Below are 24,935 nucleotides of genomic sequence, written 5' to 3'. Positions count from 1 at the left end.
TGAAAGCTATTCAACGTCATGATCAGGCGGCACATCCAGCAGCCGCAGCGCGTTGCCGGTGACGCTGGAAAATACGGGGGCCGCCACCGCCCCGCCATAAAACTGTCCCGCCCGAGGATTATCGATCATCACCACCGTGACGATGCGCGGATCAGAGATAGGTGCTATGCCAGCAAAGACGCTGCGATAGGCATCCGTGGCGTAACCCTGCTGGCTGGTCTTGCGCACCGTACCGGTCTTGCCGCCCACTCGGTAGCCCTCTACCCGAGCACGCCGCCCACCAGAGTAGGCCCCCACGGACGTTTCCAGCACGTCCAGAAGGTCATCTGCCACGCTAGGCGAGATGGCAGGAATGCCCTGTGGAGGCTCGGACAACCTCAACAGCGAGGGCGGCAGGCGCTCACCGCCGTTGGCCAATGCCGTGTAGGCACTGGCAATCTGCAGCGCAGAGGTCGACAGACCATAGCCATAGGAGAGCGCCGCACGCTCACTGCGCGACCACCGCACCGGTGCCGGGAGGCTACCCGTGGACTCGCCAGGAAAACCGGTACCCGGCCCCTGCCCAAAGCCCAACTGATTGTACTTTTCCCAGATCGCCGTATCGCTGAGCTGAAGCGCCAACCGCGACATACCGATGTTGGAAGATTTTTCCAGAATACCCGCCAGATCCAACTGCCCGTAATTACGGATATCACGAATGGTGAACTGGTCGATGCGCATCCAGCCCGGCGACGTATCGACGACCACATCGCGGTCAAATACGCCGCTTTCGAGGATCGCCGCCATGGCCAGCGGCTTCATGACCGACCCGGGTTCGAAGACATCCACCAGGGCCTGATTGCGCAGCCCTCGAGGATCGAGCCCTGCACGGTTGTTGGGGTTGTAGGAGGGCAGGTTGGCCATGGCCAGCACCTCGCCAGTGCGTGCATCCATCATGACCAGCACGCCGCCGTCCGCCTCGTGCTCGGCAACGGCGGCGCGCAGTTCACGATAGGCCATGTACTGAATGCGCTGATCGATGGAAAGCGTCAGCTCGCCCCCCGGCTGGGCATCACGGATCACCCCCAGCTCACGCACCAGACGCCCCCGCCGATCCTTGATGACGCGCCGCTGGCCGGGGTGACCTGCCAGATAAGGTTGATAAGCAAGCTCCAGCCCCTCCTGCCCCACGTCATCGACGTTGGTGACGCCCAGCAGTTGGGCCACCACTTCCCCTGCCGGGTAATAGCGCTTGTACTCCCGCTGCGGATACACCCCGGGGGTGCGCAGATCCAGCACTCGCTGCGCAGCTTCCGGGGTCATATGGCGACGCAGATACATGAACTCTCGACTGGCAAAGCGCGCGACCCGGGCATCGAAATCATCCAGCGACATCCCCAGGGCCTGGGCCAGCATGACTCGCTGAATGGCATCGCCAGGCAACTCTTGCGGGTTGGCCCACAGGGTCACCACAGGCGTCGAGATGGCCAATGGCTCACCATTGCGGTCGGTGATCATGCCGCGATGTGCCGGAATGGCCTCATGACGCAGGGTGCGCGCGTCCCCTTGGCTTTGCAAAAAGGGGCGGTCGATGACCTGGAGCAGCGTGATACGACCGATCAGAATGGCAGAGGCCAGCCCTACCACCAGCAAGATGAAAAAGAAACGACCGCCAGCCAAGGGCGGTGCAATGGGATATTGACGGGACTTCCCTCCCCGACCTTCGCGTCTCATGGACGAATAACCTCAACATCGTTGACGTCTGGAATACGCATTTCTAGCCGTTCCGTGGCAATTTGCTCGATGCGTGCCGGTGTCGACCAGGCACCCTCTTCCAATAACAGCTGCCCCCATTCGGTTTGCAGCTGATTCTTCTCCTGCTCCAGACGCTGCAGCTCGGCAAACTGTACCCGAGTCATGTGGGTGGTCATCACCACCGACAACGCCGTCAGCAGACATAAGGCAAACAGGGCGACCAACAGCAGCGGCCAGAGGCGCAGACGCACTTGAAATGGCCACTCGGCCTGCAACGTAGACAGCCATCGTTCGAAGCGATCAAGGCTCATGGTCACGCTCGCTTACGGGCGGCACGCATGACGGCACTGCGGGCCCGGGGATTGGCATCCACCTCTTCGTCGCTGGGACGGTTCCCCTTGCCCAAGGCCTCGAGGCGGCGATTCAACTGATCATCACGGATGGGAACGCCACGCGGCAGATGGGTATCTCCGCGTACATGGTGGCGAATGAAGCGCTTGACGCGGCGGTCTTCCAGCGAATGAAAGCTAATGACCACCAGATGCCCACCCGGCGCCAAGGCTTCCAGGGCCGCTTCCAAAGCGCCATCCAGCTGTTCCAGCTCGCCGTTGAGGTAAATACGCAGTCCCTGAAACGCCTTGGTCGCCGGGTGCTTGCCCTTTTCCCAGGCGGGATGGGCTGCCTTGAGGACGTCGGCCAGATCCACGGTGTGCGTGAAAGGTTGCTCGACGCGCCGCTTGACCACGGCATTGGCCAACCGCTTGGCGTAGCGCTCTTCGCCATAGGTCTTGAAGACGCTGGCTATCTCGGATTCGCTGGCACGGGCCAGAAAGCTTGCTGCACTCTCGCCTTGCGTGGGGTCCATGCGCATGTCCAACGGGCCATTGCGCATGAAGCTGAAACCACGCTCGGGATCGTCCAACTGCGGCGACGACACGCCGATATCCAGCAGGATGCCTGACAACCGACCATGTACGCCCTGCTCTTGGGCGAATTCCGCCAGCCGCGCAAATTCACGACGAGTGATCTCAAAACGCGAGTCGGTGATTTCCGCAGCGGCGGCAATGGCCTGTGGGTCGCGGTCCATGGCCAACAAGCGGCCCTGTTCACTCAACCGCGACAGGATGAGACGCGAGTGCCCCCCGCGGCCGAACGTGCCGTCCAGATAGACACCGTCGGGATCATGGATCAACGCATCGACGGCCCCGTCCAATAACACGCTGGTGTGACGAAAACGGGAAGCGACCTGATCGGCGTCGGCAGAAGGCATGTTACTCTCACACAAAATTTGGGAAGGCGTGCCCTGCACGCCTTTCATGGAAATGGGGAGTCGGCCGATAAGCCGGGTTCTGTCGTGGACAGTCATTCCTCTAGGCGCTGCGTCACCACAGCGCTCAAGCAACCTACCCGGACCCAGCGCGGGCCACGCCATTGGGTCCCTATTTGGTCTTGCTCCGAGTGGGGTTTACCATGCCACGCACTGTTGCCAGGCGCGCGGTGCGCTCTTACCGCACCCTTTCACCCTTACCGGTTCCTGAGGTTGATGTCAGAAACTTAGGCGGTCTACTCTCTGCTGCACTTTCCGTCGGCTCTCGCCGCCCAGGCGTTACCTGGCACTCTGCCCTGTGGAGCCCGGACTTTCCTCCCCCAACGGCTCTTGCGAGCATATTAGCGGCGACTGTCTGGCCAACTCCGGCGGCAAGCATACCAGCGCCCCGCCCTGGCCTCAATGCTCGCCTTTGATTGCCTGCAATCTGGCATACCACTGCTGCTTGCGCCCCCCCATCAATCGCGCCGCCACCGCCGCCCCCTGCTTGACCCCGACACCTTCGGCCAATAGCGCCGCCAGCAGCGCATCTGCCTCCACGGACTGCTCATCACCCTGCTCGACGGGCGCCGCTCCGGCAATGACGATCACGAACTCACCACGCGCCTGATTGGCATCTTGCTCCATCTGTTCCAGCAGCTGCGCAGGCGTTCCCTGCAAAAACGTCTCGAAAGTCTTGGTCAGTTCCCTGGCCAGCACCACGCTGCGCTCGGGCATCTGCTCTGCCAGCGCCTCCAGCGTCGCCAGGATACGATGAGGCGACTCGTAAAACACCAGCGTCTCCTCCCGGGCCACCCACCGTTCCAGCGCCTGCCGCCTGCCACTGGACTTGGCAGGCAAAAAACCGCCAAAAGTGAAGCGATCCGTGGGCAGGCCAGCCGCCGACAGCGCCGTGATCAAGGCACAAGGACCAGGCAAGGGCACCACATGACGCCCACGCGCACGCAGCTCGCGCACCAGCACGAATCCCGGATCACAGATCAGCGGCGTGCCGGCATCACTGATCAGAGCGATGTCTTCCCCTGCCACAAGATAACGATCCAGGCTATCCACGCGCTGCGCTTCGTTATGCTCATGCAGTGATATCATGGGGGTATTGACCCCCAGATGGGCCAACAAACGTCCGCTATGGCGCGTATCCTCGGCGGCGATGCGCGCCACACTGGCAAGTATCCGAGCGGCGCGAGGCGACAGATCGTCCAAATTCCCAATTGGCGTAGCAACCACGTACAATGTGCCCGGAGGTTGGTGTGTCATCGTGACTCCCGATTTATTAATAGCTTGCCCTGACGGTGCGCTATGCTTACTCAACGTGAGATCAACCTGCTCATAGGCCGCGACAGCGCAAATGGAAACTAAGGAAGGATACATGAAACAGTCACTTCGTGGCCTGTTGGCCACTGCCTTCATGGCACTTCTCATCACCGGGTGTGCCATGCAGCCGCCCAGCGTCGTTGACCGAGCCCCCGATCAGGACGCAGGACGACTGCTCAGCCAGGCAGAGCAGCAGGCTCCCGAACAGGCTGCCCAAACGCGCCTGGAAGCGGCCAACATCCTGGCCCGCCAGGGTCAGCGAGAGAGCGCTTTCGAGGCCGCCAGCAGCATCGATGAAGCCCAACTGGGCGATACCGATCGCTTGCGCTGGGCCATGCTGTTCTCGGAACTGGCCCGCGGCATGAACGACCCGCAAGCGGTCCTGCGCGCCACGCAAGTACTGGATGACGAACTGCCCATGCAGGCCAATCAGCAGCAAACGCTGGCAGAGCGTCGCCAATGGGCCCAGGAAGCGCTGGACCAACGCCCTGACGACGTGCAAGTCGCGCTGCCGGAGCTGGAAGGCACCGACGTGCGACGCATCGCCGTAGCCCTGCCGGAATCCGGCCCTCTGAGCAGCGTGGCCGGTACGCTGACCACGGCCATGCGCCGCCACAATGAGATCAGCAATGATGGCGTACAGCTGACCTTCATCGACGCCTCCCAGTACTCTCTGGATGAAATCTACAGCCGTGCCGAACAAATGAACGCACAGCTGTTGATCGGCCCGCTCGACAAGGATCAGGTGACCCAGCTGGAACAGCGCGACAGCGTTCCGCTGCCCACACTGGCGCTCAACTACGGCAACAATGCCAGCAATCAGGCCCAGCGCCTGCTGCAGTATGGCCTGTCAGCCGAAGACGAAGCACGCCAGGCAGCCCGCCGTGCTTATCAGGACGGGCACCGCCAGGTAGCCGTCATGGTGCCGGATAACGACTGGGGGCGCCGAGTGGGCGAAGCCTTCTGGAACGAGTACCAGCGCCTGGGCGGCGAAGTCACCAATGCCGTGCGCTACAACCCGAGCAGCCCGGTGTCCAATGCCGTCCAAACTGCACTGAACGTCAGCGGCGAACGGGCTCGCCTGGGCAACATCGACGCCCTGTTCCTGCTCGCCTTGCCCGACTACGCGCGCCAGGTGCCGCCCACCATGGATTACTATTACGCACCTGACCTGCCGATCTACGCCACCTCGCACCTGCATGAAGGCCGCCGACAGACTCGTCTGGACCAGGACCTCAACGACGTCATGTTCATGGACATCCCCTGGCAGATTCCTGACGCAGCCGTCGGTGGAGAGGAAGTTTTGCCCTTCTACGCCACCTACCAACAGCTGCGCGAAGAGTCCGACGCCTCCATGTTCCGCCTCATGGCCATGGGCGTCGATGCCTACGAGCTGGCCAAACGCATGTCGGACCTCTCGGACATCAATGGCCTGAACGGCAGCACCGGTCGCATGTCATTGGCCAGCGACGGCCGCATTCATCGCGAACTCCCGTGGGCAAAGTTCCAGAACGGTACGCCCGCGCCCATCCTGATCCCTGGCCTCTTGGGCAATGAGCCGTAGCCCGCAACATAGTCCGCAACGTAGCCCGCAAAGCGCACGCTACCGAGGAGCAGCCATTGAGCGAATCGCCGCTCAATGGCTGCAGGAGAAAGGCCTTCGGCTGGTGGCCAGCAACCACCACGTGAAGGGAGGCGAACTGGACCTGATCATGTATGATCGGGATATTCTGGTGTTCATCGAGGTCAAACACCGCGCCAACACGGAGCACGGGCATCCACTGGAGACCGTGACGGCACAGAAACGTCGCCGTCTGGTAAAGGCTGCCACGCTCTATATTGCAAGGCATGGCCTCGACTGCCCTTGCCGCTTTGATATTCTAGCGATCACAGGCATGCCACCCGAGCTGACGTTCGAATGGGAACAAGCGGCTTTTGACGCTTATTAATACTCTATAACCGGGAAGCCCTGATGGACTTTCAATCTCGCATTCTCAACCACTTCAATGCCAGCATTGATACCAAGACCTATGCCAGCGAGGTGCTGCCACCGTTTATCGAAGTGGCCAGCCAAATGATGGTTCAGTGCCTGGTCAACGAAGGCAAGATCCTGGCCTGCGGCAATGGCGGCAGCGCAGGCGACAGCCAGCACTTCTCTTCGGAACTGCTCAACCGCTTCGAGCGCGAGCGCCCCAGCCTGCCTGCGCTGGCATTGACCACCGACACGTCGACGCTTACCTCCATCGCCAACGACTACAGCTACAACGAAGTATTTTCCAAACAGATTCGTGCGCTGGGTCAACCGGGCGATGTCCTGCTGGCCATCTCGACCAGCGGCAACTCCGCCAATATCGTTCAAGCCATCCAGGCAGCCCATGATCGCGACATGACGGTGGTGGCTCTCACAGGGCGTGACGGTGGCAACATGGCGTCGCTGCTTGGCCAGGATGACTGTGAAATACGCGTGCCCGCCACCTCGACGGCGCGCATACAGGAAGTCCATCTGCTGGTCATTCACTGTCTGTGTGATTTAATTGACGAACAGCTGTTTGGCGGCGCTGCCTGACAGCGCGCTCAGGTCAACGAATTATATCGATAAAGGAGTCATCTCAATGGCCCTACGTTTTTCTTCTCGCTCCCTCTTGGTCGCTACGCTGTGCGGCGCGGTTCTGCTCAGTGGCTGTGCCAACAACAGCGGTTCCAACCCCTCCAACTACGGCCAGCGCAGCAGCGATGTCCAAGCCGTCGATGCCACCATCGAACGCGAAGTGGAGCGCTCTCTGTCACGTTCCGATGCTCGGCTGGGCGACGCGCGGATTCGTGCCCATAGCTACAACGGCACCTTGCTGCTGGTCGGCCAAGTACCTAGCGATGAACTGAAAACCATGGCAGGCAACGTGGCTTCCAACCTGCGCGGCGTCAATCAGCTGCACAACGAACTGACCATTGCAGCCAACCTGCCCGCCAGCCAGCGTCTGGCCGACACCTGGTTGACCACCAATGTCATCAGCCACCTTGCCACCAATGATCAGATCGACTCCTCCAAGCTGAAAGTCACCACCGAGAATGCCACCGTGTACCTGATGGGCATGGTCACTCGTGAGGAAGCCGACCGAATCGTCAATGCGGCGTCCGGCGTGGCCGGCATTCAGCGCATCGTCAAGGTCTTCGATTACCTGAACTGAGCTTCGTCCTGGCAACAAAAAGCCTCGCCAGCGTGACTGGCGAGGCTTTTTTTAGTCATGACCATTTAGCCATGACCAGGCTAAAAGCCCGGCTACTTGACCACTCTGAGAGCCGGTTTCTTCTTGGGCTTTTCAGACGCAGTCGATGCATCCGACGCCTCTTTGGAAGGTGCTTCCGTCAAGGTCAGCTCGGGTCGTGCAGCTTCATCAGCTGAGGACTCCTCACCCTCCTCTAGCTCGTCGGCATCCAGTTCCGGCTCATGGCCAAAGACCATGCCTGCCCCGTTTTCACGAGCGTAGATAGCGATCAACGCAGGGATGGGGATCATCACCTGCATGGGCTGACCTCCAAAGCGAGCGCTGAAACCAATTGCCTGGTTCTCCATGAACAGGTCACGCACTGCCGTTGGCGCGGCATTGAGTACGATCTGACCGTTCTGAACGAACTGGCGCGGCACTTCTACGCCCGGCTGCGTGGCATCCACCACCAGGTAAGGCGTTAGGTCGTTATCCAGAAGCCATTCGTACAAGGCTCGGGCGAGATAGGGACGGCTCGACTTCATAAGTCTCCCTCCTCCTGACAAGTGAGGCCCCTGCCCATCAGGCTAGGGGCCATATGAATTCAGGCGCGCATCTCTTTTTCACGCTCGTTCAAGGAGGCCTTGAACGCTTCACGCTCGAATACGCGCGACATGTAGTTCAGCAGCGGCTTCACCTGCTTCTCCGGCAGCTCGATATTGAGCTCGGGCAGACGCCAAAGGATGGGCGCCAGACAGCAATCCACCAGTGTAAACTCTTCGCTCATGAAATACGGCATATCTTCGAAGATGGGCGAAATGCCGATCAGGCTTTCGCGCAGCTCTTTACGCGCCTTGTCTGCCTCTTTCTTGCCACCCGTGCGGATCAGCTCGAGCATCGGGCACCATTCGCGTTCGATACGGTGCATCCACAGCCGACTTTGCGCACGTGCCACTGGGTAGACGGGCAACAGCGGCGGATGAGGAAAGCGCTCATCCAGATACTCCATCATGACCTTGGACTCATAGAGCACCAGATCACGATCCAGCAGCGTGGGAACACTGTTGTACGGGTTGAGGTCCGCTAACTCTTCAGGTGGCTGTTCCTCAGCAACATCGACGATATCGACCGCCACTCCCTTTTCAGCCAGAACAATGCGCACACGATGACTGAAATGATCATCATTACCTGAGTAAAAGATCATTGACGACCGCTTGGCCACAACACCCATGAAAGCATCCTCGCATCAAAACAATAGACGATAGTAACACGCCCGCCGCCTTTTATGGTAAAGCGACGCAAAGCCCCTGGGGGCACATAAACAAACAAAGGGCGCACGGCTTTCGCCGTGCGCCCCGCCCACCAAGCATAGGCTAATGCTTAGTGAACATCCCGCCAGTACTCACGCTTGAGCAGGTAGGCGATCACACCAAAGATAAAGATGAAGATCAGCACCTTGGGCGCCAGTGCCTGAGCCTGCAGCTTGGAAGGCTCACCGACGTAGGCCAGGAAGTTGGTCAGGTCATAGACGGCTTCCTCGAACTCGGCAGGCTCCATGGAACCTGGCTGAGTGACTTGCAGCACTTCACAAGACTGGTACTTGCCAGACAGCGGGTCGGGCGACTGCCCTGCTACCGGCTGGTCGGTTTCCGAGCAGACCATCTCCTGAACACCCTGCAGCGGCTCCAGCACGTTGGGCATGGCCACCAGATCAAATACCGCGTTATTGACGCCCAGTGGACGGCTCGGGTCACGGTAGAAGCTCAGCAGGTAGGAGTAGATCCAGTCGGGACCGCGCAGACGACCATGCAGCGTCAGATCGGGCGGCGCAGCGCCGAACCAGCTTTCACCATCTTCCGGCAGCATGGCGATGTGCATCAGGTCGTTGTAACCCAGCGATGAAGAGAAAATCAGGTTCTCTTCGACCAGGTCCTGCGGCATGCCCAGATCATTTGCTGCACGGGAGAAGCGCTGATGCTCCAGCGAGTGACATCCCATGCAGTAGTTGACGTAGAGCTGCATACCACGCTGCAGAGACTCCTGATCACGCAGATCCGGCGTCATGGAGTAAGGCACATCGGGCCCTGGCGCTGCGACCGCCATAAAAGGCAGCAGCGCGAACAGCAGTGCGAACAGTTGCTTTTTCATTAGCCAGTCACCCTTTCAGGAACGGGTTTAGTCTTCTCGATACTGGTGTACACCGGCATCAGAATGAAGAAGGCGAAGTAGAGCACCGTACAGATCTGGGCAACCAGCGTACGCAGCGGAGTCGCCGGAATGGCACCCAGAACACCCAGGATCACAAAGCTGATCGCAAAGATGATGAGCGCAATACGCGACAACCAGCCTTTGTAACGCATGGACTTGACCGGACTACGATCCAACCAGGGCAGCACGAACAGAATGGCGATAGCGCCACCCATGGCCAGCACGCCCAGGAACTCGGCACGCAATCCCAGGAAGTCGAAGGTAATGGCCCGCAAGATGGCATAGAACGGCGTGAAGTACCACACCGGCGCAATGTGATCAGGCGTTACCATCGGGTTGGCAGGCTCGAAGTTGGGACGCTCGATGAAGTAACCACCCCCTTCCGGGAAGTAGAACAGCACCACCGCAAAAACGAACAGGAAGACCGCCACACCCACCAGATCCTTCACGGTGTAGTACGGATGGAAAGGAATGCCGTCCAGCGGTTTGCCGGTTTCGTCTTTCTTTTCCTTGATCTCGATGCCATCTGGGTTATTGGAGCCGACTTCGTGCAGTGCAATGATATGCAGCACCACCAGTGCCAGGATCACGATAGGCAGCGCCACCACGTGCAGGGCAAAGAAGCGGTTCAGCGTGATTCCGGAAATCAGGAAGTCACCACGAATCCACTGCGCCAGATCCGGGCCGATACCAGGGATGGTCGCGAACAGCGAGATGATGACCTGAGCACCCCAGTAGGACATCTGACCCCAGGGCAACAGATAGCCCATGAAAGCCTCTGCCATCAGCAGCAGATAGATGGCCATGCCGAAGATCCAGACCAGCTCGCGCGGGGCCTTGTATGATCCGTACATCAATGCACGGAACATATGCATGTAAATGACGACAAAGAAGGCAGAGGCGCCGGTCGAGTGCATATAGCGGATGATCCAGCCGTACTCGACGTCACGCATGATGTATTCCACAGAGCGGAAAGCGCCTTCCGACGTGGGGTTGTAGCTCATGGTCAGCCAGACACCGGTCAGAATCTGGTTGACCAGCACCAGCAACGCCAATACACCAAAGATGTAGAGGAAGTTGAAGTTCTTCGGTGCGTAGTACTTGGTGAGGTGGTCTTGCATCATTTGTGTTGCGGGGAAGCGGTCGTCCACCCAGCGCATGATGCCGCGTTCAGCCTTGACTCGATTAGGATTACCCATTACGCGGCCTCCTCGTCTTCACCAACGATGATGTCCTCACCCTCGAAACGATAGGGCGGCACTTCAAGGTTGGAGGGTGCAGGTACGTTATTGAAGACGCGTCCGGCGAGATCGAAGTACGAGCCATGGCAAGGACAGAAGAAACCGCCCGGCCAGTTGTCTGTGACTGCGGCCTCAGGCTCGGGACGGTACAACGGAGAGCAACCCAGGTGGGTGCACACGCCAACCATGACACCGACCTCGGGGCGCACAGAGCGCAACGGGCCAGTGATGTAGGCAGGCTGCTGCTGCTCCGTGGACTCTGGATCCCGCAAGCGAGACGGATCCAGGCTCTCTGTACGCTCGACCATCTCAGGCGTACGGTTGATGATCCATACCGGCCGCCCACGCCACTCGATGGTGACACGCTGCCCCGGTTCGAGCTTGGAAAAGTTAGCTCGAACCGGCGCACCGGCCGCCAACGCACTGGCACTAGGCTGCCAGGATGCCACAAAGGGGACCGCAACCCCGACAGCGCCCACCGCCCCCACAACGGAGGTGGCGCCCACGAGGAAACGGCGCCGGCCTTTGTTTACGCCGTTATCTGCCATTTCTGGTTTCTCCCATCAGCTTACCCGTTTCGCCGCAAAGGCGTCTTGCGGCGACGAATATCAAATACGCCCTATGTTAAAAAAACAAAGCGCTCTGCACAAGAACAACCGCCCCGGACCATGGTGGTACAGGTACTATAATTTTTTGATATTCCAATAAAAAACGCCCAGGTCTTGGACCTGGGCGTTTTTGCCGCATAGCGTAAAATTAACGCTTGGAGAACTGCGGACGACGACGCGCCTTGCGCAGGCCGACTTTCTTACGCTCCACCTGACGTGCGTCACGAGTGACGTAGCCAGCAGCGCGCAGAGTCGGGCGCAGGTCTTCGTTGTAGTTCATCAGGGCACGCGTGATGCCGTGACGGATGGCGCCAGCCTGTGAAGAGCCACCACCACCTTCGACGGTCACATACACGTCGAACTGGTTCAGGGTCTCGGTCAGCTCGAGGGGCTGACGAACAACCATGCGGCCGGTAACGCGACCGAAGTACTCGTCGAGTTCACGGTTGTTGACAGTGATTTTGCCGGAGCCCGGCTTCAGGAACACACGAGCGGTGGAAGTCTTGCGGCGCCCGGTACCGTAATACTGCTGTGTCATGGCGAAGATTTCCTCAGATGTTCAGTTCAAGCGGCTGCTGGGCAGCATGCGGATGCTCGGCACCTGCGTACACTTTCAACTTGGAATACATGGCGCGACCCAGCGGGCCTTTCGGCAGCATGCCCTTGACAGCAGACTCGATGATGCGCTCGGGAGCGTGGTCCAGCATCTTGTCGAAGGTCATGGAGCGCAGACCGCCCGGGTAACCAGTATGGCGGTAGTAGGTCTTGGCCTTCGCCTTGTTACCGGTCACCTGGACTTTCTCGGCATTGATGACAACGATGTAGTCGCCGGTATCAACGTGAGGGGTAAATTCGGGCTTATGCTTGCCACGCAGGCGGCGAGCAATCTCGGTTGCCAGACGACCGAGCGTTTTGTCCGTAGCGTCGACAACATACCAGTCGCGCTGGACGGACTGCGGCTTAGCACTGAACGTCTTCATGGATGAAATCACCAGATTAAGTGTGTTGGGTAACTTGCGCCACTTGATAGCGAAGCACCATCCCTATTCTTTTTGGTTGCAGTCAGAAAAAGACTGCAACGTACAGCGAGGCGGCATTCTACAGCAAGTGAGTGGACAAGTTAAGTGCCATCTTCACTTTTCTCGCACGCCCTTGGCATCGCACTCAGGCAACAGAGGCGCTCAGGGTTTGTGCGGCAGCGCCAGATACTCCCGGGACTGCATCTCCTGCAGGCGAGACAGCGTCCGCTGAAATTCGAAGGTCAGCTTGCCGTCACTGTAAAGCGACTCGACGGGCACTTCTGCCGACATCAAGAGCTTGACGCCCCGATCATAAAACTCGTCCACCATATTGATGAAGCGGCGCGCCTGATCGTCGCGCTTGGCATCCATGCGCGGCACATTGGCCACCAGCACGGTATGAAACTCTCGAGCAAGCTCGATATAGTCGTTCTGGCTACGCGGCCCGTCACACAGTTCGGCAAATTCGAACCAGACGACATCCTCATGAAGTCGACGCGTTTTCAGCACACGGCGGTTGATTTCCAGCGGCGCGCCCTCTTCTCCCGCCTGACCGGCAATCTCCTTGAAGCTGCGCGCCAGCTCCTTGTCGGCAGCCTCATCCAGCGGCGCATGGAAAATTTCCGCACGCTCCAGCGCCCGCAACCGATAATCGATCCCCGAGTCCACATTCACGACGTCACAGTGGCGATTGACCAGCTCGATGGCAGGCAGGAACCGAGCGCGCTGCAGGCCATCCTTGTAGAGCTCATCAGGGATGATATTGGAGGTCGCCACCAGCACGACACCACGCTCGAACAGCGCCTCCATGAGATTGGCCAGAATCATGGCATCCGTGATGTCCTTGACGAAAAACTCGTCGAAACAGATCACCCGAGCCTCGGTTGCAAACTTGCCGGCAATCAGCGTCAGCGGGTTTTTCTCACCCTTGTAGTGCGTCAACTCGTTATGCACCCGCTGCATGAACCGATGAAAGTGCGTGCGCATTTTTTCAGGAAAGGGCAAGGCGTCATAAAACGTATCCACCAGGTAGGTCTTGCCGCGCCCGACCCCACCCCAGAAGTAGAGCCCCTTCACCTGGGGCACCGGGGGCTTGCCCGGCTCACTGCGCTTGCCCAGCAGACCTGCCATCTTCGCCTTCAACCCTTTGCTTGCGACCACAGCCTTGGGTACGGTCGTGGAAGCCGACAACAGATCATCGTAAAGGCGCTGGAGATGCTTGACCGCCTGCTCCTGAGCCGGGTCGTATTGAAAGTCACTGCGCGTCAAATCCTGTTGGTAACGCTCCAGTGGCGTCAGGCGACGGGGGTGTTCAGACGCCTGGCGTGCAGATACTGATGACATGAAGATACTCCCGCAGCCCGTAGTCAAGCACTTGCTTCGGCGCACAATGGCACGCACGCCGAGCACTGGCCTGACCGATAAAAAGAGCCTAATTATACGCGGGTTGAACGCTAAGCGCATGAGCGGATTGACCCGACCAGCCGTGACGCGCCTATAATGGGTCCGTCCATGCAGCTGTGCGATCGGCGACGCCATGCCATCGATGACATGGCGCGCATCATTATTAGGGAGAATACCGTGGAAGCAAGCTCGCCAATCACTTTTGCCGTTGTAGGTCTCATCGTTGGCTTTCTCATTGGCCTTGCCTGCTATCGCCTGTTCAGCAAGAGCGAGAGAGACACGGCTGCGCTGAAGCAAACGCTGCTGGAGCGCGAGCACAAGATTGCGGAACTGAAAAAAGCCATGGGCAGCAGCCTGACCGGCATTCAGCAACGCCTTGACAGCATCCGCCAAGAGACAAATCAGATCGAAGCGCAGATTGCCGACGAGGCAGCTCAATGGCAGCTCACCAGCGTCAAGACCTCCCATCACAAAGCAGCGGCCACGGCAGAAAACGATGCCGACCTTGCCATGCCCCGCGATTACGCGGCTGGCAAGAACGGCACGCTCTCCGAAGGGTTCGGATTGAAAGAGCATCAGAAATCGGACAGCGATACGCTTGCGCAACCCCCACGCTACTGATCTACGCTCGCCAGGGCGCCCCTGAGCGCCCTGACAGCGCGCACTTTTCTCCGAGTCAGGCCGGGTTGTCGATATCCACGAAACGATGCTCGACATCGAACTGGCTGGCCAGCCAATCACCCAGCGCCTGCACCCCATAACGCTCGGTGGCATGGTGCCCAGCCGCGATGTAGTGAATACCCAGCTCGCGCGCCAGGTGCGTGGTACGCTCGGAAATCTCTCCTGACACGAATACTTGAGCACCTGCTTCGTGGGCAGCCGTGATCATGTCCTGCGCCCCACCGGTACACCAGGCAATTCGCTCCACTGGCCCCGCCAGCGGCGCCTCGACGACCAGCGCCTGACGCTGAAGGGTATGGCTCAACTGCTCCGCCAACGCGGCCAGAGGTTGAGGTGTCACCAATCGCCCCGACCACAGCAATCCTTCGCCCAGCTCGCCGTCCAGACATCCCTCTACCTTCCATCCCAGGCGCCGCGCCAATTCGGCGTTATTGCCCAACTCCGCATGGGCATCCAGAGGCAAGTGATACGCCAGCAAACTCATATCGTGGGCCATCAGCGTCTTGATGCGCTTCTGCTTCATCCCGGTAATCGCCACTGGCTCGTTCTTCCAGAAATAGCCGTGATGAACCAGCACCATATCTGCCTGCCAGGCCACCGCCTCATCGAGCAGCGCCTGGCACGCCGTCACGCCGGTCATGACCCGCCGCACTTCCTCTCGCCCTTCGACTTGCAGGCCATTGATGGTGTAATCCTTGAATTGGCCAGCGCGGAGCTGGTGGTCACAAGCAGCGACGAGTTGATCACGATGGTTCACGCGGACTCCTTAATAGTTGCCGCTGCCCCGTGGGGAAGCGCAGCGTAAAGTGTTACCATATCGTCTATTGTAAACTCGCTGCACGTTATCGCGAACCTCGCGACCTGCTGAAGACCGCCATCCGCTGAGGAATGCTTGCATGCACCGCTTTGTGCTGCCCTATCTCTGGCCCATTACCACGGGCCTTCTGCTGGCCGCAGTCATTCTGCTGGCCTTCCCCCAGCAGATTCCCAACCCGTTTCGTCAGGCGACGCCCACCACCGTCGAGCCACAGCCTGCACTGGTCGCGACTGGCAACCAACCAACGGCCAACCGCCCTGCCCCAGATATCCGTCAGGCAGCACCGCTCTCTCGCAGCCAGGGTCCGGCCAGCTACGCCAACGCTGTCAATCAGGCCGCGCCAGCAGTGGTCAACATCTACTCGTCGCGCATCGTGTCACGGGACCAGCACCCGCTGATGTCCGACCCATTCTTCCAGCAGTTCTTCAGCGGCGACGATGCGACGACCCATCAACGCATGCTCTCCAGCCTGGGCTCTGGCGTCATCGTCAGTGACGATGGTTACGTGCTCACCAACCACCACGTGATCAGCGGCGCCGACCAGATACAAGTGGCGCTGCGCGATGGCCGCGAAACCCTGGCCCAAGTGATTGGCACCGACCCGGAAAGCGATCTGGCAGTGTTGCGTATTCAACTGGACAACCTGCCCGTGATTGAGCTGGCCGATTCGAAGGAAGTGGCCGTGGGCGATGTGGCGCTGGCGATCGGCAACCCCTTCGGCGTGGGGCAGACGGTGACCATGGGGATCATCAGCGCCACGGGGCGCAGCCACCTGGGGCTGAATGCCTACGAAGATTTCATTCAAACCGACGCGGCCATCAACCCAGGCAACTCGGGCGGGGCGCTGGTCAATCCTGACGGCGCACTGGTGGGCATCAATACGGCGATCTTTTCACGCTCGGGCGGCTCACAGGGAATCGGTTTCGCCATTCCGGCCAACCTTGCCCACAGCATCCTCGACGAACTGGTCACCCGCGGCCGGGTGATTCGCGGCTGGCTGGGCATCGAGGCTCAGGCGTTATCGCGGGAACTGGCCGCCTCGTTTGGGTTACGCACTCCCCAAGGCGTCATCGTGGCTGGCGTGGTCAGCGGTGGGCCCGCAGCGGAGGCAGGGCTGCAGCCCGGCGATGTACTGCTTTCCATCGACGACCAGGTCATCATGGATGCTCGTGCCACCATGAGCGAGATTGCCTCTATCCCACCGGGTACCAAGCTTCCCCTGACCATCGTGCGCAGCGGTGAGCGCATGGAAGTCACCCTGGAAGTGGGCGAGCGCCCCGTGCCCACCAATGCGACGTCCGAAGATCGGCAGAGCGGCTCCTGAAGCCGCTCCACCCATACCTCACTTGCTGCGAATACGATACTCGGCCGAGCGTGCATGCGCCGTCAGGTATTCGCCTCGGGCGAGGACCGACGCCACTTTGCCCAGTTCGGACGCTCCTTCAGGAGAGCAGTGAATGATCGAAGAGCGCTTCTGGAAGTCATAAACCCCCAGCGGTGACGAGAAACGCGCCGTGCCGGACGTCGGCAGCACGTGATTGGGACCCGCGCAGTAGTCGCCCAAGGCCTCCGACGTATGACGCCCCATGAAGATGGCGCCTGCATGGCGGATCTCCTCTAGCCACGCCTCGGGCTCGGCCACGGAAAGCTCCAGGTGCTCCGGCGCTATGCGGTTGATCATCTCGACGGCGTCGGCCGGGTGCTGACAGAGAATCAGCGCCCCCCGGCGCTTGAGCGAAGCACGCGCAATCTCCTCGCGCTCCAGCGTAGGCAGCAGCCGTTCGATGGAAGCCGCGACGGCATCCAGATGCTCGGCGTCCCAACTGACCAGAATCGCCTGGGCATCTTCATCATGCTCGGCCTGGGAGAACAGATCCATGGCCAACCAATCAGGGTCGGTCTGCCCATCGGAGACCACCATGATTTCTGACGGCCCGGCAATCATGTCGATGCCTACCTGCCCGAATACCGCACGCTTGGCGGTGGCCACGTAAATGTTGCCAGGGCCCACGATCTTGTCGACACGAGGTACGCTCTGGGTGCCATAAGCCAATGCTGCAACGGCCTGCGCCCCACCGATGGTGAAAACATGATCGACACCGGCCAGATGTGCCGCCGCAAGCACCAGATCGTTCAGTACACCGTCAGGGGTCGGCACCACCATGACGATCTCACGAACACCAGCCACGTGGGCGGGTATCGCATTCATCAGCACCGAAGAAGGATAGGCCGCCTTGCCGCCCGGCACATAGATACCAGCGCGGTCCAGTGGCGTCACCTTTTGCCCCAGCACCGTGCCATCGGCCTCTTGATACTGCCAGGACTCCGGCTTCTGCCGCTCGTGGTAGCGACGAATGCGCTCCGCTGCCACGGCCAGCGCTTCACGCTGTTCCGACGGCAGCCCCTCATACGCCGTTTTCAACTGCTCGGGCGACAGGCGCAATTGCTCCATGGAGTCGACGGCCAGCCGATCGAAGCGATTGGTGGCATCGATGACGGCCCGATCACCGCGCTGTTTGACGTCCGCCAGTATTTCATCGACACGGGCCTGCACGGCGCTATCGGACACGCCCTCCCAGTCCAGCAGCGTATCCAGCTGACGATGGAAGCCCGGCTCAGTGGTAGAGAGCCGAGCAATGGTGGCAGTGGTTGTCTCACTCATGGCAAACCTCGTGTCATTCGGCAGGCTGCAATTGACGTTGCTTTACGGCACTTTCCAAACGCGCCAACAGCGGCTTGATACGATCATGCTTCATGGTCATGGCCGCCTTGTTGACCACCAGACGGGTACTGATATGGGCAATCAATTCCCTTGGCTCCATGCCATTGGCACGCAGCGTATTGCCGGTATCGACGATATCGACGATTTCATCGGCGAGGTTCATCAACGGCGCCAGCTCCATGGCACCGTACAGCTTGATCACCTCTGCCTGAATGCCCTGCTCGGCGTAGTAGCGGCGCGCCACGTTGACGAACTTGGTCGCCACCCGGCGACGAGCTCGTGCCGGTGGTTGCCCGGTCACGCCTGCCGTCATCAGCTTGCAGCGAGCAATGTCCAGATCCAGCGGCTCGTACAGCCCCTCGGCACCGTGCTCCAGCAGCACATCCTTGCCCGCCACGCCCACATCGGCGGCCCCTAACTGCACATAGGTAGGCACATCGGTGGCGCGAATGATGACCAGCTTCACATCCGGCAGGTTGGTATCGAACAGCAGCTTGCGACTCTTGCTCAAATCTTCTGCGGGCGTAATGCCCGCATCTGCCAACAGCGGCAGCGTTTCGTCCAGAATACGCCCTTTCGAAAGGGCCAGGATCAATTGCTTACTCATGATGTAAGGCCAATGGTTGGTCACATGGCTTAGCCGGGAATGCGACGAATCTTCGCCCCCAGCAGCTGAAGTTTTTCCTCGATACACTCATAACCGCGATCGATATGATAGATACGATCCACCAGCGTCTCGCCTTCGGCCATCATGGCCGCAATCACCAGAGACGCCGAGGCACGCAGGTCCGTCGCCATGACCGGTGCACCGGACAGCTTGTCGACGCCCTGGATGAGCGCAGCGTTACCTTCCAGCACGATATTGGCGCCCATGCGATTGAGCTCCTGCACATGCATGAAACGGTTCTCGAAGATCGTTTCCACGACACGCGAGTGCCCTTCCGCCACCGCATTCATGGCCACGAACTGCGCCTGCATGTCGGTGGGAAATGCCGGATACGGCGCCGTGCGAATGTTGACGGCCTTGGGGCGCTTGCCGTGCATGTCCAGCGCGATCCAGTCGTCACCACTGGTGATCTCGGCACCGGCCTCTTCCAGCTTGGCCAACACCGCTTCGAGGATATCGGCGCGAGTGCGCTTGACCTTGACACGCCCACCGGTCATGGCGGCCGCCACCAGAAACGTTCCGGTTTCGATACGGTCCGGCATCACATCGTGTTCACAGCCGTGCAGGGAAGGCACCCCATCGATGATGATGGTATCGGTGCCATGCCCCTTGATCTTCGCGCCCATCTTGATCAGGCACTCGGCAAGGTCCACGACTTCGGGCTCACGAGCAGCATTTTCAAGAATGGTACGGCCATCGGCCAGGGTAGCGGCCATCAGCAGGTTCTCGGTGCCTGTCACGGTCACCGTATCGAAGAAGATCGTGGCACCCTTGAGGCGTCCATCTACGCGCGCACGAATATAGCCCGCTTCCACGTGGATTTCGGCACCCATGGCCTCCAGACCACGCAGATGCAGATCCACCGGGCGCGAACCGATGGCACACCCGCCAGGCAGCGAGACGTCGGCCTTGCCGAAGTGCGCCAACAACGGGCCCAGCACCAGAATCGAGGCGCGCATTTTCTTGACCAGCTCGTAAGGCGCATGGCACTGAGTCACTTGAGAGCCATCCAACTGAATGCTCAGCTTCTCGCCCATGACGGGCTCGACGCCCATCCGGCCCAACAGCTCCAGCGTCGTGGTGATATCCTGCAAGTGCGGCAAATTGCCGATCACGACGGGGCCATCGGCCAACAGGCTGGCACACAGAATGGGCAGCGCCGCGTTCTTGGCGCCACTGGCCCACACTTCTCCGTCAACGCAACCGTTGCCGGTAATAATCAGCTTATCCATGGGCAGGCCGTTACTCAGCGCTTTGCGATGCAGTTTGCCACTGCGTCGGGGTAAACGTTTTGATGCTGATAGCGTGGAGGGCACCGGACGCGATTTCATCACTCAGCGCGGCGTAGACCAGTTGCTGGCGCTTTACAGGTGAAAGACCTTCAAAGGCTTCGCCAACCGCAATAACCTGAAAATTGCAGCCTTCTCCCTGGATGTGAAACTCACACCCATCGATGCGGGATTCAAGCAGTGCTTTGACCTCGTTGGGTTGCATAAGCCAGGAAACTCCTTTGGGGTCATGAAAAGAATGTGCGGAAAAGCCACATGATAAAGAAAAGCATCACGCTTGGCGATGTTGGCAGCATGACGGATAGAAGAAAGCAGCCCGCAGGCTGCTTTATGGAGAAGGATTACTGCACGGGGCTGTGCTGAGCTATCAAGGGCTCCAGCTCTGCCAGCGTCGCCAGACGCTGGAGCGGCGGCGATAGCACGATCGCGCTCACCGGCAACTGCCTGACCTGGCTCGCTCTCAGCCACTCGAACATCACGCTCAAGGCAGCACTACTGGCACCATCGACACCGCTGAAATCGAACTGAACCGACGTGGCGCGGGTGGTTCGCAGCCAGCTTACTCCTGCCGCCGCCACATCGGCGGCGGCGTTCATGCTCAAGTCACCGGACACCACCAGCCCATCCGGTTGCTCGGCCAGTGAGACATTCGGGCGGTCGAGCAGCGTGCTCACGCATCGCCCCCTTGCTCCAGCTCTTCGACGCCGATATCCGGCGACCAGCCGCGAATGACCGCATCGTAATCGCGATTGTTTTCACGCATGGCCTGATCGAACTGATTGCGGAACGTGAGGCCCAGGTTGATACCATTGACGATCACGTTGACCACGCGCCATTCACCATTGGCCAGGCGCAGGCTGTAGCTGACCGGGTAGACCTGACCATTGTTGGCCACCACTTCCATATCGACACTGGCCTGATCTTCGTGACGCTGGGCACGCTGTTGGCTCAACACACGCAGCTCGTCGTAGTCGAAGGTCACCAGACCACGCGTGTAGGTATCGATCAGCGTCTGGCGGAAGACATCCGCAAAACGGCTGCGCTGCTCTGGCGTGGCATTGCGGAAATAGCTGCCCATGACGCTGGCACCGATATAACGGAAATCGGCAATGTCATCCAGGCTATCGTTGACCAGCGCCTTCAGCTCATCGAGATTGTTGGCATAGTAGTCTTCACGCCCTTCGATTTGCGCCATGAACCCTTCGATGTTGTCGCGAATCATCTGTTCGGGCGACTGAGACTGCGCCTTGGCCAAGGCAGGCAAAGCCATCAGCAGCAGGGCCAGGGCAAACCAGCGGGAAAAAGTTGCTGTCATCTTTTGCATCGTTACACCTCTGTAATCACGCACCATCACCATGGATGCTTAGTTGCTGACCATATTGGACACGAACTGCTGAATAAGTTCTTCCAGCACCAGGGCCGATTGCGTGTCGCGAATCGTGTCACCGTCTTGTAGCACCTCAGGGGCACCGCCCACACTCAAACCAATGTACTGCTCACCCAGCAGCCCAGCCGTCAGAATGGCCGCCGTGGTATCCTGCGAAAGCTGGCCTTCCAGGTCACTGTTCAGGCTCAGCACCACGCGTGCGTCGTACCACTCCCGGTCCAGCTCGATGGCCTCGACACGTCCAACGGTCACGCCCGCCATGGTGACACGGGCACGCGGCTTGAGGCCGCCGATATTGGAGAAGTTGGCCTCCAGGCGGAACGTGTCAGACGCGCCCGAAAGCGTCAAACCGCTGACTCTCAGCCCCAGAAAGACCAGGCCGATGATCCCCGCCAACATGAATAGACCAACGCCAAACTCCATGGTTTTACTGCGCTTCATGACACCACCCCAGCTATTGAAGGCCGCCGAACATGACGGCGGTTAAAACGAAATCCAGCCCCAGCACCGCCAGCGATGAGTACACCACCGTACGGGTGGTCGCCCGAGAAATGCCTTCGGACGTGGGAATCAGATCATACCCTTGGAAAACGGCGATCCAGGTCACCACCAGGGCAAACACCAGACTCTTGATCATGCCGTTACCGACATCATTGATGAACGAGACGCTGGACTGCATGTTGCTCCAGTAAGAGCCTTCGAAAACGCCCAGCCACTCGACGCCGACCAGATAGCCGCCCCAGATACCGACCACACTGAACCCCACCGTGAGGATCGGCAGCGCCACGAATCCGGCCCAAAGCCTCGGGGCCACTACGCGACGCAGCGGGTCGACGCCAATCATTTCCATGCTGGTCAACTGTTCGGTGGCCTTCATCAAACCAATCTCGGCGGTCAACGCCGAGCCGGCCCGCCCTGCAAAAAGCAGCGCTGCCACCACCGGGGCCAGCTCTCGCAGCAACGACAGCGCCACCATCTGCCCCAATGCCTGCTCGGCACCAAAATCCACCAGAATGGTGTAGCCCTGAAGCGCCAGCACCATGCCGATGAACAGTCCGGACACCAGCACGATGGCCAGAGAAAGCACGCCGACAAAATGCATTTGACGAAGCCACAGAGCCCACCCCTCACGGGAAGGCACCCCGACCGCCGACTGCGCGAGAAACACTGCCGCGCGCCCCAGCGCTTCCACCATCTCGCATCCCTTGCGCCCCAATCGCGTGATGGGCGCTACCCACTGTAAGAGTCTTGACTGCATTTACCCTGCCCCGCTTGCTGGATCGTGACCGAGAATGTCTCGGTAAAGGGTGTTGCCAGGATAGTGAAACGGCACAGGGCCGTCCGGCTCACCATGCATGAACTGACTGACTCTGGGGTCCTCGTTGACATCCAGCGACGCCGGCGTGCCATGCGCCACCACCTGGCCATCGGCGATCAGGTAGAGGTAGTCGGCAATGCTCAGGGTTTCCTTGATGTCATGGGAAACCACCACGGAGGTCAGCGACATGGCCTGGTTCAAGCGCTTGATGAGCTGCACCAGTACGCCCATGGAAATGGGGTCCTGGCCCACGAACGGCTCATCGTAAAGAATCAGCTCCGGGTCCAGTGCCACGGCCCGCGCCAGCGCCACGCGGCGGGCCATGCCGCCCGAAAGCTCGGCAGGCGACAGGTGGCGCGCTCCGCGCAGGCCCACGGCCTGCAGCTTCATCAACACCAGGTCACGAATCATGGTATCGGGCAGGTCGGTATGCACGCGTAGTGGAAAAGCGACGTTCTCGAAGACATCCAGATCGGAAAACAGCGCGCCACTCTGAAACAGCATGCCCATTCGCTTGCGCAGCGCAAACAGCGCCTTGCGAGACAGCCGATGCACGTCCTGCCCATCGATCAGCACGCGCCCCCGATCAGGCACCAGTTGCCCGCCGATCAATTTCAACAGGGTGGTCTTGCCGGTTCCGCTGGGCCCCATGATGGCAGTGACTTTCCCACGCGGAATGCTCATGCTCACGCCACGAAAGATATCGTGGTCGCCGCGGGAAAAGTACACATCCTCCACCTGGATAAAGGGCATATCCGTCATGGGCATCACACCCCTCGTTCGCTCGCCGACGCGGGCATGTCGAGCCCGGATCGGCGGTTTAAAAAACAGTGTTTTCGAAATATTATCGAACATCGTATCCTAACGCCACCCACAGGAACAGCCACGCGCACCTTGCCTGCTGGCCACGGCCTGCCAGTGGTTTGGCTAAAAGCCGCCGCAAGATGTTATTCTTGAAAACTATCAACCGTGATGACGAGAACGAGACCGACCATGCCCCAGCCTCCCACCCCACCCAGCTCACTGCGTGAAAGCGCACTGCGGACACTGCAGATAGAGCAAGCCGCGATTGGCGGCCTGCAAGCCAAGCTGGACGAGAGCTTCGACCGTGCCTGCCAGCTGATCCTGGCTTGCAAGGGTCGTGTGGTGGTGACCGGCATGGGCAAATCCGGCCATATCGCCGGAAAACTGGCGGCCACCCTGGCCAGTACCGGCACGCCCGCCTTCTTTGTTCATCCCGGAGAAGCCAGCCACGGCGACCTCGGCATGATTACCCGGGGCGATGTGGTGCTGGCCCTGTCGAACTCGGGTGAAACCGGCGAAGTCACGGCTCTGCTGCCGCTGCTCAAGCGCTTGGGAACTCCCTTGATCAGCATGACGGGGCGCCCTGATTCGACCCTGGCACGTCACGCCGAGGCCCACCTGGACAGCGGCGTCGAACGTGAAGCCTGCCCACTGGATCTGGCCCCCACCAGCTCGACGACGGCAGCGCTTGCGCTAGGTGACGCGCTGGCCGTCGCACTGCTGGAAGCACGCGGTTTCACGGCCGAAGATTTCGCGCTCTCGCATCCTGGCGGCAGCCTGGGCAAGCGACTGCTGCTGCGCGTGCGTGATCTGATGCACGATGGCTCTCGGCTTCCTCGGGTTGCACTGGGCAGCCCACTGCGCGATGCCCTGCTTGAAATCACCCGCCAGGGGCTCGGCTTTACCTGCGTCATCGATAGCCAGGGCAGGTTGGCTGGTGTCTATACCGATGGCGACCTGCGGCGCACGCTGGACCAGTTTCACGACCTGCGCGACGTCAAGGTGGACGACGTCATGACACGGCCAGGCAAACGCATCGGCCCCGACGTTCTGGCGGCCGAAGCCGTGCGTATAATGGAAGATAGTCGTATCACGGCGCTGGCCGTGGTCGATGAACAGCAGCGCCCGATTGGCGCTCTGCATATGCATGACCTGCTGGCAAGCGGCGTTATCTGACCCATGATCCAATGAT

Annotated in this window: 29 protein-coding genes and 1 other RNA gene; 7 read left to right on the top strand and 23 right to left on the bottom strand. The window is 60.0% G+C overall.

Features of this window, described 5'->3' with window-relative positions; all coding sequences use genetic code 11:
- Nucleotides 1–6: 6 nt before the first annotated feature.
- The 5 genes from FEU76_RS13100 to rsmI form a co-directional block, all read right to left on the bottom strand.
- Nucleotides 7–1,713, bottom strand: a complete 1,707-nt coding sequence (locus FEU76_RS13100) for a peptidoglycan D,D-transpeptidase FtsI family protein (protein ID WP_039177394.1) — start codon at nt 1,711–1,713, stop codon at nt 7–9.
- Nucleotides 1,710–2,045 (bottom strand): cell division protein FtsL, encoded by a 336-nt coding sequence (gene ftsL / locus FEU76_RS13095; RefSeq protein ID WP_039177396.1) that lies wholly within the window; start codon nt 2,043–2,045, stop codon nt 1,710–1,712. The genes FEU76_RS13100 and ftsL overlap by 4 nt, the downstream gene beginning before the upstream one ends.
- A 2-nt stretch (nt 2,046–2,047) precedes the next feature.
- Entirely contained in the window at nt 2,048–3,004 is a 957-nt protein-coding gene (rsmH, locus tag FEU76_RS13090) for a 16S rRNA (cytosine(1402)-N(4))-methyltransferase RsmH (RefSeq protein WP_186299145.1), read from the bottom strand.
- A gap of 52 nt (nt 3,005–3,056) precedes the next feature.
- Nucleotides 3,057–3,428, bottom strand: an RNA gene (gene rnpB, locus FEU76_RS13085) — RNase P RNA component class A.
- 32 nt (nt 3,429–3,460) lie between these two features.
- A complete protein-coding gene (gene rsmI, locus FEU76_RS13080) occupies nt 3,461–4,318 on the bottom strand; it encodes a 16S rRNA (cytidine(1402)-2'-O)-methyltransferase (RefSeq protein ID WP_039177401.1) in 858 nt (285 codons plus the stop codon).
- A 112-nt stretch (nt 4,319–4,430) separates the two neighbouring features.
- On the opposite strand from rsmI, the gene FEU76_RS13075 reads away from it, so the two are divergent.
- Genes FEU76_RS13075 through FEU76_RS13060 form a run of 4 tightly spaced genes read left to right on the top strand, consistent with a single transcriptional unit; the run spans nt 4,431 to nt 7,560 of the window.
- Nucleotides 4,431–5,939, top strand: coding sequence for a penicillin-binding protein activator (locus tag FEU76_RS13075; protein ID WP_039177404.1), 1,509 nt, complete (start codon nt 4,431–4,433; stop codon nt 5,937–5,939).
- Nucleotides 5,929–6,324 carry a YraN family protein gene (locus FEU76_RS13070; protein WP_144983552.1) on the top strand — a complete coding sequence of 132 codons (396 nt, stop codon included), beginning with the start codon at nt 5,929–5,931 and terminating at the stop codon, nt 6,322–6,324. The genes FEU76_RS13075 and FEU76_RS13070 overlap by 11 nt, the downstream gene beginning before the upstream one ends.
- A 23-nt stretch (nt 6,325–6,347) precedes the next feature.
- Nucleotides 6,348–6,941, top strand: coding sequence for a phosphoheptose isomerase (locus FEU76_RS13065; protein ID WP_016913507.1), 594 nt, complete (start codon nt 6,348–6,350; stop codon nt 6,939–6,941).
- A 46-nt stretch (nt 6,942–6,987) separates the two neighbouring features.
- Nucleotides 6,988–7,560, top strand: a complete 573-nt coding sequence (locus tag FEU76_RS13060) for a BON domain-containing protein (protein WP_039177412.1) — start codon at nt 6,988–6,990, stop codon at nt 7,558–7,560.
- A gap of 92 nt (nt 7,561–7,652) precedes the next feature.
- On the opposite strand, the gene FEU76_RS13055 is transcribed toward FEU76_RS13060, so the two are convergent.
- The 8 genes from FEU76_RS13055 to zapE form a co-directional block, all read right to left on the bottom strand.
- A complete protein-coding gene (locus FEU76_RS13055) occupies nt 7,653–8,123 on the bottom strand; it encodes a ClpXP protease specificity-enhancing factor (RefSeq protein ID WP_144983550.1) in 471 nt (156 codons plus the stop codon).
- Between the two features lie 59 nt (nt 8,124–8,182).
- Entirely contained in the window at nt 8,183–8,809 is a 627-nt protein-coding gene (gene sspA / locus FEU76_RS13050; RefSeq protein ID WP_026001643.1) for a stringent starvation protein SspA, read from the bottom strand.
- 149 nt (nt 8,810–8,958) lie between these two features.
- A complete protein-coding gene (locus FEU76_RS13045; RefSeq protein ID WP_096923167.1) occupies nt 8,959–9,726 on the bottom strand; it encodes a cytochrome c1 in 768 nt (255 codons plus the stop codon).
- Nucleotides 9,726–10,985 carry a cytochrome b gene (locus FEU76_RS13040; protein ID WP_039177421.1) on the bottom strand — a complete coding sequence of 420 codons (1,260 nt, stop codon included), beginning with the start codon at nt 10,983–10,985 and terminating at the stop codon, nt 9,726–9,728. The genes FEU76_RS13045 and FEU76_RS13040 overlap by 1 nt, the downstream gene beginning before the upstream one ends.
- Nucleotides 10,985–11,575, bottom strand: coding sequence for a ubiquinol-cytochrome c reductase iron-sulfur subunit (petA, locus tag FEU76_RS13035; RefSeq protein ID WP_039177424.1), 591 nt, complete (start codon nt 11,573–11,575; stop codon nt 10,985–10,987). Before petA ends, FEU76_RS13040 begins: the two co-directional genes overlap by 1 nt.
- A 208-nt stretch (nt 11,576–11,783) precedes the next feature.
- The gene (rpsI, locus tag FEU76_RS13030; protein ID WP_016913500.1) at nt 11,784–12,173 is read right to left on the bottom strand and encodes a 30S ribosomal protein S9; all 390 of its coding nucleotides are present in this window, start codon (nt 12,171–12,173) and stop codon (nt 11,784–11,786) included.
- Between the two features lie 13 nt (nt 12,174–12,186).
- Complete coding sequence (gene rplM, locus FEU76_RS13025; protein WP_016913499.1) at nt 12,187–12,615, bottom strand: 50S ribosomal protein L13; 429 nt, start codon at nt 12,613–12,615, stop codon at nt 12,187–12,189.
- Nucleotides 12,616–12,816: 201 nt separating this feature from the next.
- A complete protein-coding gene (zapE, locus tag FEU76_RS13020) occupies nt 12,817–13,998 on the bottom strand; it encodes a cell division protein ZapE (protein WP_039177429.1) in 1,182 nt (393 codons plus the stop codon).
- Nucleotides 13,999–14,166: 168 nt separating this feature from the next.
- On the opposite strand from zapE, the gene FEU76_RS13015 reads away from it, so the two are divergent.
- A complete protein-coding gene (locus FEU76_RS13015; RefSeq protein WP_260851405.1) occupies nt 14,167–14,679 on the top strand; it encodes a YhcB family protein in 513 nt (170 codons plus the stop codon).
- Nucleotides 14,680–14,734: 55 nt separating this feature from the next.
- Here FEU76_RS13015 and FEU76_RS13010 read toward each other — a convergent pair whose 3' ends face one another.
- Nucleotides 14,735–15,496, bottom strand: coding sequence for a Nif3-like dinuclear metal center hexameric protein (locus FEU76_RS13010; RefSeq protein ID WP_144983548.1), 762 nt, complete (start codon nt 15,494–15,496; stop codon nt 14,735–14,737).
- Between the two features lie 139 nt (nt 15,497–15,635).
- Here FEU76_RS13010 and FEU76_RS13005 point away from each other — a divergent pair, with 139 nt between their 5' ends.
- Nucleotides 15,636–16,880, top strand: coding sequence for a S1C family serine protease (locus FEU76_RS13005; protein ID WP_096923169.1), 1,245 nt, complete (start codon nt 15,636–15,638; stop codon nt 16,878–16,880).
- A gap of 18 nt (nt 16,881–16,898) precedes the next feature.
- On the opposite strand, the gene hisD is transcribed toward FEU76_RS13005, so the two are convergent.
- The 9 genes from hisD to FEU76_RS12960 all read right to left on the bottom strand — a co-directional run bounded on the left by hisD (nt 16,899) and on the right by FEU76_RS12960 (nt 23,701).
- Nucleotides 16,899–18,218 (bottom strand): histidinol dehydrogenase, encoded by a 1,320-nt coding sequence (gene hisD, locus FEU76_RS13000; RefSeq protein WP_144983546.1) that lies wholly within the window; start codon nt 18,216–18,218, stop codon nt 16,899–16,901.
- Nucleotides 18,219–18,231: 13 nt separating this feature from the next.
- Entirely contained in the window at nt 18,232–18,885 is a 654-nt protein-coding gene (gene hisG / locus FEU76_RS12995; protein ID WP_039177782.1) for an ATP phosphoribosyltransferase, read from the bottom strand.
- A gap of 29 nt (nt 18,886–18,914) precedes the next feature.
- On the bottom strand, nt 18,915–20,177 hold the full coding sequence (murA, locus tag FEU76_RS12990; RefSeq protein ID WP_039177440.1) for a UDP-N-acetylglucosamine 1-carboxyvinyltransferase: 1,263 nt from the start codon (nt 20,175–20,177) through the stop codon (nt 18,915–18,917).
- A gap of 10 nt (nt 20,178–20,187) precedes the next feature.
- Nucleotides 20,188–20,439, bottom strand: coding sequence for a BolA family protein (locus FEU76_RS12985; RefSeq protein ID WP_016913491.1), 252 nt, complete (start codon nt 20,437–20,439; stop codon nt 20,188–20,190).
- A 136-nt stretch (nt 20,440–20,575) separates the two neighbouring features.
- On the bottom strand, nt 20,576–20,908 hold the full coding sequence (locus tag FEU76_RS12980; protein ID WP_039177443.1) for an STAS domain-containing protein: 333 nt from the start codon (nt 20,906–20,908) through the stop codon (nt 20,576–20,578).
- On the bottom strand, nt 20,905–21,558 hold the full coding sequence (locus tag FEU76_RS12975; RefSeq protein WP_039177446.1) for an MlaC/ttg2D family ABC transporter substrate-binding protein: 654 nt from the start codon (nt 21,556–21,558) through the stop codon (nt 20,905–20,907). The genes FEU76_RS12980 and FEU76_RS12975 overlap by 4 nt, the downstream gene beginning before the upstream one ends.
- 39 nt (nt 21,559–21,597) lie before the next feature.
- Nucleotides 21,598–22,062 (bottom strand): outer membrane lipid asymmetry maintenance protein MlaD, encoded by a 465-nt coding sequence (mlaD, locus tag FEU76_RS12970; protein WP_016913488.1) that lies wholly within the window; start codon nt 22,060–22,062, stop codon nt 21,598–21,600.
- Nucleotides 22,063–22,075: 13 nt separating this feature from the next.
- Nucleotides 22,076–22,879 (bottom strand): lipid asymmetry maintenance ABC transporter permease subunit MlaE, encoded by an 804-nt coding sequence (mlaE, locus tag FEU76_RS12965; protein ID WP_039177449.1) that lies wholly within the window; start codon nt 22,877–22,879, stop codon nt 22,076–22,078.
- Nucleotides 22,880–23,701 (bottom strand): ABC transporter ATP-binding protein, encoded by an 822-nt coding sequence (locus FEU76_RS12960; protein WP_040460708.1) that lies wholly within the window; start codon nt 23,699–23,701, stop codon nt 22,880–22,882. It abuts the gene before it with no gap.
- A 231-nt stretch (nt 23,702–23,932) separates the two neighbouring features.
- Here FEU76_RS12960 and FEU76_RS12955 point away from each other — a divergent pair, with 231 nt between their 5' ends.
- Entirely contained in the window at nt 23,933–24,919 is a 987-nt protein-coding gene (locus FEU76_RS12955) for a KpsF/GutQ family sugar-phosphate isomerase (RefSeq protein WP_039177452.1), read from the top strand.
- Nucleotides 24,920–24,935 lie beyond the last annotated feature (16 nt).

The sequence above is a fragment of the Halomonas sp. C22 genome, from assembly GCF_007655045.1.
Taxonomy (GTDB): Bacteria; Pseudomonadota; Gammaproteobacteria; order Pseudomonadales; family Halomonadaceae; genus Vreelandella; species Vreelandella hamiltonii.
Note: the sequence above shows the minus strand (reverse complement) of the source record. Positions and strands in the feature narration are given on the sequence as shown.